Annotated in this window: 6 protein-coding genes; 5 read left to right on the plus strand and 1 reads right to left on the minus strand. The window is 66.0% G+C overall.

Annotated features, from left to right (window positions below; translation table 11 throughout):
- Positions 1-1,066: spermidine synthase (locus ACO48X_RS10570; RefSeq protein WP_485002048.1), on the minus strand; the 1,066-nt coding region annotated here is incomplete at its 3' end.
- Between the two features lie 113 nt (positions 1,067-1,179).
- On the opposite strand from ACO48X_RS10570, the gene dinB reads away from it, so the two are divergent.
- From dinB to ACO48X_RS10595, 5 genes are all read left to right on the plus strand, one after another.
- Positions 1,180-2,517: a DNA polymerase IV gene (dinB, locus tag ACO48X_RS10575; RefSeq protein WP_485002049.1), complete on the plus strand. Its 1,338-nt coding sequence runs from the start codon at positions 1,180-1,182 to the stop codon at positions 2,515-2,517.
- A gap of 176 nt (positions 2,518-2,693) precedes the next feature.
- Complete coding sequence (locus ACO48X_RS10580; protein WP_485002050.1) at positions 2,694-3,098, plus strand: DUF3040 domain-containing protein; 405 nt, start codon at positions 2,694-2,696, stop codon at positions 3,096-3,098.
- A 792-nt stretch (positions 3,099-3,890) separates the two neighbouring features.
- Positions 3,891-4,322 carry a division/cell wall cluster transcriptional repressor MraZ gene (gene mraZ, locus ACO48X_RS10585; protein WP_040323576.1) on the plus strand — a complete coding sequence of 144 codons (432 nt, stop codon included), beginning with the start codon at positions 3,891-3,893 and terminating at the stop codon, positions 4,320-4,322.
- Positions 4,323-4,465: 143 nt separating this feature from the next.
- Entirely contained in the window at positions 4,466-5,473 is a 1,008-nt protein-coding gene (rsmH, locus tag ACO48X_RS10590) for a 16S rRNA (cytosine(1402)-N(4))-methyltransferase RsmH (RefSeq protein WP_485002051.1), read from the plus strand.
- A gap of 27 nt (positions 5,474-5,500) precedes the next feature.
- Positions 5,501-5,800, plus strand: a 300-nt coding sequence (locus ACO48X_RS10595) for a hypothetical protein (RefSeq protein WP_485002052.1), incomplete at its 3' end; no start/stop codon positions are given.

A 5,800-nucleotide genomic window follows, 5' to 3' on the forward strand; every position in this document is an offset into this window, starting at 1 on the left:
AACGTCGGCGAGGAAAGCACTCCGCCTGACCCGCGCCGCCCGCCGGGCCGCCCTCGTCCGCTTCGCAAAGCCTCACAGCCGGCCTGAGTCGCCGCCGACGGGCGCATTCCGCGCAGGCTCCGGCAGTTTGTTTGCCCGGATTCAGGCTCGGCTGGCTCACTCGGGCTCTGCCGACGTCGTCGGCTCGGGGCGCGGACGACGTTGCCTCGGGCTTGTAGCTCTCGGCCATCCTGCAAGGGAATCGGTCAACGGTCTGACGGAGGCCGCCCGGGAGCGCAAGGCGCCGTCGTCGAAAAACTTCCCGTTCGATCGACTCGACCGGAAAACGAGCGTCGGAGCCCGCTACGACGAAGTTGCCGAAACGCCTTCCGCTGAAAACCGCCGGATCCGCTATCGCGACGATATTGGGAAATGCGGCCGCCATGGCCGCGATGTCCTCGTCTAGCCGCCGAATCCCCGCCGACGCGACCGCATTGAGAACGTAAATCCCTCCCGGCGTCAAAACGTCGGCCGCTCGTTTGGCGGACTCCGCCGTTCGCAGGTGCGGCGGCACCTCCCTGCCCGTGAAGGCGTCGCGGACGATCGCGTTCCAGCTCGCTTTGGTCGAGTCGAGGACGTGCCTGGCGTCCCCGACCCTGATCTTCAGAAAGGGCGAGCGCGGCAGCGGAAACCAGTCGCGCACCAGCCTGGCCAGCTCGGGGTCGATTTCGACGGCGACCTGATGCAGCTCCCTGCGGGCGCCCAACGCCCTGGCGAGCGCGCAGCCTGCGCCTCCCAAATGAAGCACCCTCGTGCGGCGGGGGCCGCCGCCTTCGGCCGACCCGCCCGCCTCGACGGCGCGGCGCCCGCCTTGATCCCAGCGCGACTCGAGTATGAGGCGAATGTGCTGCATATACTCGAAATCCAGATACTCCGGATCGGCGAGGTCCAGGCTCGAAGACTCGACGCCGTCCAACAGAAGGAGAACCTGCGAGGGATTGGTCCGCCCCCTGACGATTTCCGCAGTGGCATACGTTGTGGCGACGGGCCCCTCGGGCAGCTGTGTTCTGGACGATGCGCGCTTCATGCCACGAGCCTATCGAGACTCGAGGGCGCCGTGGCAGGCGAACCGGGCGTTTTGCGCGGCCAGAAAAGCGACGGAGCCTGAGCGTAGGCTTGTCGCGTGAGAAAGGAGGACGGATGTCCCGAGCGCCGCGGTCGAAAGAAGCCCGTCGATTCTGGGGCGACGACGATTCCGACGTCGGCATACTCCACGTCGACATGGACGCCTTCTTCGTGTCAGTCGAGCTGCTCGATCGCCCGGAGCTCGCGGGCAAGCCGGTCGCCGTCGGGGGAGCCGAGCGCGGCGTCGTCTCCGCCGCCTCCTACGAGGCCCGCGAATTCGGCGTCAACTCGGCAATGCCCGTAGCCCGCGCCCTTCGGGCCTGCCCGCATCTGACGATGATTCCGCCGCGCCACGGCAGGTATTCGGAGGTGTCGCGGCAAATCATGGACATACTGCACGACGTCACTCCGCTTGTGGAGAAGCTTTCGGTGGACGAGGCCTTTCTCGACGTCGGCGGCGCGCGGCGCCTCATGGGAGGGCCCGTCCGCATCGCCACGGATTTGCGGGCGCGCATTCGGCGCGAGGTCGGCGTTCCGGCGTCGGTTGGCATCGCCGCGACGAAGCACGTCGCCAAGATCGCCTCGGCCCACGCGAAGCCCGACGGCCTGCTCCTCATACCCCGCTCGGCCACGATCGCCTTCCTCCACGGGCTGCCGGTGGGGGCGCTGTGGGGCGTGGGGGAGAAAACGAGGGCGCGCTTGGCCAAGCAGGGAATCGAGACGGTGGGAGAGCTCGCCGACGCGGGACCGGAACGTCTGGCCAGGATCCTCGGCCGCGCCCACGGAACGCATCTGTACAGATTGGCGATGGGGCAGGACCCGCGTCCCGTGCAAACTTCTCGCGAGGAGAAGTCGATCGGCAAAGAGGAGACCTTCTTCGAACACGTGGCCGACCGCGGCAAGCTTGAAAAGATCCTTCTGGCTCAGGCCCATGCCACAGCGCGCAGACTGCGGCGCGCGCGTCTGACTGCCCGGACGGTCGCGATCAAGGTCCGCTTCGCCGATTTCACGACCATCACCCGCAGCACGACTTTCGCCAGGCCGACCGATCTGGCGGCGGACCTCTACGCGGGCGCCAAACATCTCTTCGATTCGATCGCCGTCTCCGACGAGGGGCTGCGCCTCCTGGGCCTGCGCGCCGAGCAGACAGTCGATCCGCGCGAGGGCGTACAGCTGGCTCTGGGCGCGGATTCCGACGGCGAAGCCTGGGACTTCGGCGGTCAAGCGGACGAGGGCATGCATCAGGCGTTTGGCGTGAATCCGCGTCTTGAACGGGCTGAGGCGGCGCTCGACCGCATTCGCGACAAGTTCGGCCCGTCATTCGCCGGTCCGGGAAGCCTCATCGGCGTTGACAAGGAGAGGAGCCGCGAAGCTGACAAGGAGAGGCGCCGCGAAAACGGGGGAGGCGTATGAAACGCAGGGAACCGGTAAAACCGAGCAAGCCGCGAGAACGGGGAAGGTCGCGTTCACCCGGAGGTGAATGGACTCCGTCGCCCCAGAAACTATGACATCGTGGTGGTCCACATGACTTTTGCCGCTCGTGCCTTCGGGATATTCTTGACGGGTACGCCGACGACAGAGGAGAACCCATGGCCCTTTCCGAATACGAACGGAAGATGTTGGAAGAGCTGGAAGCCCAGCTGTCCGACGAGGATCCCGGGTTCGCCGACACCCTCAAGCCCAAGCCGTCGCCGAAGGCGGCTGCCCGCCAGGTGTCGATTCGCCATCTCGTCCTTGGCCTTCTCGTCGTTTTTGGAGGCATTGCCGTCCTCACGCTCGGCGTCTCGGCCGAGATGGAGATCGTCGGGCTCCTCGGGATTGTCGTCATGTTCCTCGGAACGTGGTACATGACGGCCGGCGTCAAGTCTTTCCCCGTCGAAAAGGCGGAGAACGGCGATCCCGGGCCGAAGAGGCCAAAGGCTCCTCGCTCAAGCCGTTTCCAAGACTTCATGGCCAAGCAGGCCGAGGAGTGGGAGAAGCGCCGTCGCCGCTAGGGCGTGCGCAAGCGTGGAATGACTGGCTCGTCAAAGGGCCTGGTGACGAAAGACCCGCGACGTCGAGCGGGCCTCTCGCGTTGACCGGCCGTGATTCACCCCGGCATGGCGACCGCCGAACGGTTGAACGCCTCAGCTGCGACTGAAGGCATCCAGACGGGATGCCTTGGAGACATCCCGTCGGATTAGACGCGCTCTTGCCGTCTTGTCGAGCGTGCAAAGCGGCCGCCTTGTTCGTGTGGCATCGGCATGCTGGACCGCATCGACGCGATCCGCTGCGGCGCTCCCATGCGCCTTCCACTTCGCTCCACCGCGTCGCCGTGCCATGCTCCACGCCGTCGCCTCGCCTTGTTCCACGCCTGTTCTGCGCTCGCCGGCCGGTCCGTCTTGTTTTGCACGGTAAGGTCGCTCCCCTTCGCGGCTGCGCCTCCGTCGTGCCTCCTTCGCTCCACGGGGTCGCCTCCATTCCGCTCCACGGGGTCGCCTCCGCTTCGCTCCACGGGGTCGCCTCCATTCCGCTCCACGGGGTCGCCTCCATTCCGCTCCACGGGGTCGCCTCCACTTTGCTCCACGGGCGCGACGACGCCCGGAAAACAGCCGATTTGAGGCGTCGTTCTCCGTCTCCGGGCGGAGAGCTTCAACAAAAATGTGAGGCGATGGGTACAGTTGCCCTCCACCGTGGTTTTCCCTTGATGCGTATGATCTTCTTCGACAAAACACCCCCATGGGACCCTTGCTTGTGGGGGGAAGTGGAGTAAAGTGGTGGCCAGCGTCGAGAGGGAGGTGGACGCGGTGTTTCTGGGCACATACGAGCCAAAGCTCGATGACAAGGGTCGTCTGATCTTGCCCGCGAAGTTCCGCGACCAGCTCCAGCGCGGGTTGGTCATCACCAGGGGACAGGAGCATTGCCTGTTCGTCTTCACCATCGAGGAGTTCGAGGAGTTTCAAACGAAGCTTCATCAAGCTCCCCTCACCTCTAAGGAGGCTCGCGATTATCAACGTGTGCTCTTTTCCGGCGCTAATGACCAAGTGCCGGACAAGCAGGGGCGGATCTCCATTCCCTCGAATCTGCGCAAGTACGCCGGATTGGAGCGCGACCTGGCCGTGATCGGCTCAGGGAGCAGGATCGAGATCTGGGACCTGACGGCATGGAATGAGTACCTGAACACGCAGGAAGCCGCCTTCGCCGACCGCGAAGACGAGGTCATTCCTGGCCTGTTCTGACCGGCCGAGGGCTTTCTCGCTCGTCTGAGGCAGTTCCCCAGCTTCAGAAAGGCGAAGAAAGCCGCCGGTCGGTCTGACTCGACCGCACAAAGGCAGCCGCCGCAGCGGCCGTATACGCCGCAAGGCACAGAGAGGAGTTTCGCATGGCGTCGAACACGACGAGCAAAGCCGGACCTCCTCGCGCTGGCGGCAATGCCCTGCACATGCCGGTGCTGCTCGAGGAATGCGTGAACCTCCTCGGGCCCGCGTTGACGGCTGAGGCCCCCGTGATGATCGACGCGACGCTCGGAATGGGAGGGCACTCGTTCGCCTTCCTGGAGCGCTTCGCCAACCTGACGGTCGTGGGCATCGACCGGGACCCGGAGGCCATTGAGCTGGCCGGCGAACGCTTGGCGCCCTTCGGCAAGCGTTTCGTACCCGTCCGTGCGACGTATGACGACGTGTTCGACGTCGCCGCCGAGTATGGGCGCGCCGGGCGGGCAGACGCCGTGCTGATGGACCTCGGCGTCTCCTCGCTCCAGCTGGACGACGAGGACCGAGGGTTCTCCTACTCCGGCGACGGCCCCTTGGACATGCGAATGGACAAGACTGGCGGCCCGACGGCCGCGGACGTTTTGGCCTCCGCTGACAAGGCCGAGCTGACGCGGATCCTGCGCGAATACGGCGAAGAGAGGTTTGCCTCGCGCATCGCCGCCAGGATCCTCGCGGCCCGCGCCGAGGAGCCGATCGAGCGCACCGGCCAGCTTGCCGACATCGTCCGCGACGCGATCCCTGCGCCGGCCAGGCGCACGGGAGGCAACCCGTGCAAACGAACCTTTCAGGCGCTTCGAATCGCCGTCAACGACGAGCTTGCCCTCCTCGGGCGCGCCATCCCGCGCGCCATCGAGGCGATTGCGGTTGGAGGCCGCATTGCCGTCGAGTCGTACCAATCGCTGGAGGACAGGATCGTCAAGCGTGAGATGGCGAAAGGGGCGACGTCCTCGACGCCGGCGGGCCTGCCCGTCGAACTCGACGACCGCGCCCCGTACCTCCGCCTGCTTACCCGCGGCGCCGTCAAAGCCGACGCCGCGGAGCTGCAGGCCAATCCGCGCAGCGCATCGGTGCGCCTCAGGGCCGCCGAGAGGCTGCGCGAAACCCCGCACACCGCATAAACCAGCAACTACACGAGGAAAGAACCGATGAGTGCAATCCCCGCCACCACTGTGCCCCGGCGCGCCGCCCGCCCCGTCGTTTCCGGGGTTCCCGGCTTGAAACTTGTTCCGGCCCCGGCGTCGGCGCGAGGCTTCTTCGGCGTCGTCATCGTCTGCGCACTGCTTCTCGTCGGCGCCTTGGGCATCGCTTTCGCCCTCAACACGCAGATGGTCGACACGGCTTACGAGACCCAGCCGGTGGTGAGGGAACCCAACGCTGAGACGGCGAAAGACACGACCCTGGACGAAGGAGTGGTTTCCGCCACGACCCTGCCGAACCTGGCCCCC

Source organism: Peptidiphaga sp., from assembly GCF_057238965.1.

Coding starts and splice junctions, on each gene's coding strand:
- dinB (WP_485002049.1), top strand. CDS start 1,180: ATGTCCCGAGCGCCGCGGTCGAAAGAAGCCCGTCGATTCTGGGGCGAC.
- ACO48X_RS10580 (WP_485002050.1), top strand. CDS start 2,694: ATGGCCCTTTCCGAATACGAACGGAAGATGTTGGAAGAGCTGGAAGCC.
- rsmH (WP_485002051.1), top strand. CDS start 4,466: ATGGCGTCGAACACGACGAGCAAAGCCGGACCTCCTCGCGCTGGCGGC.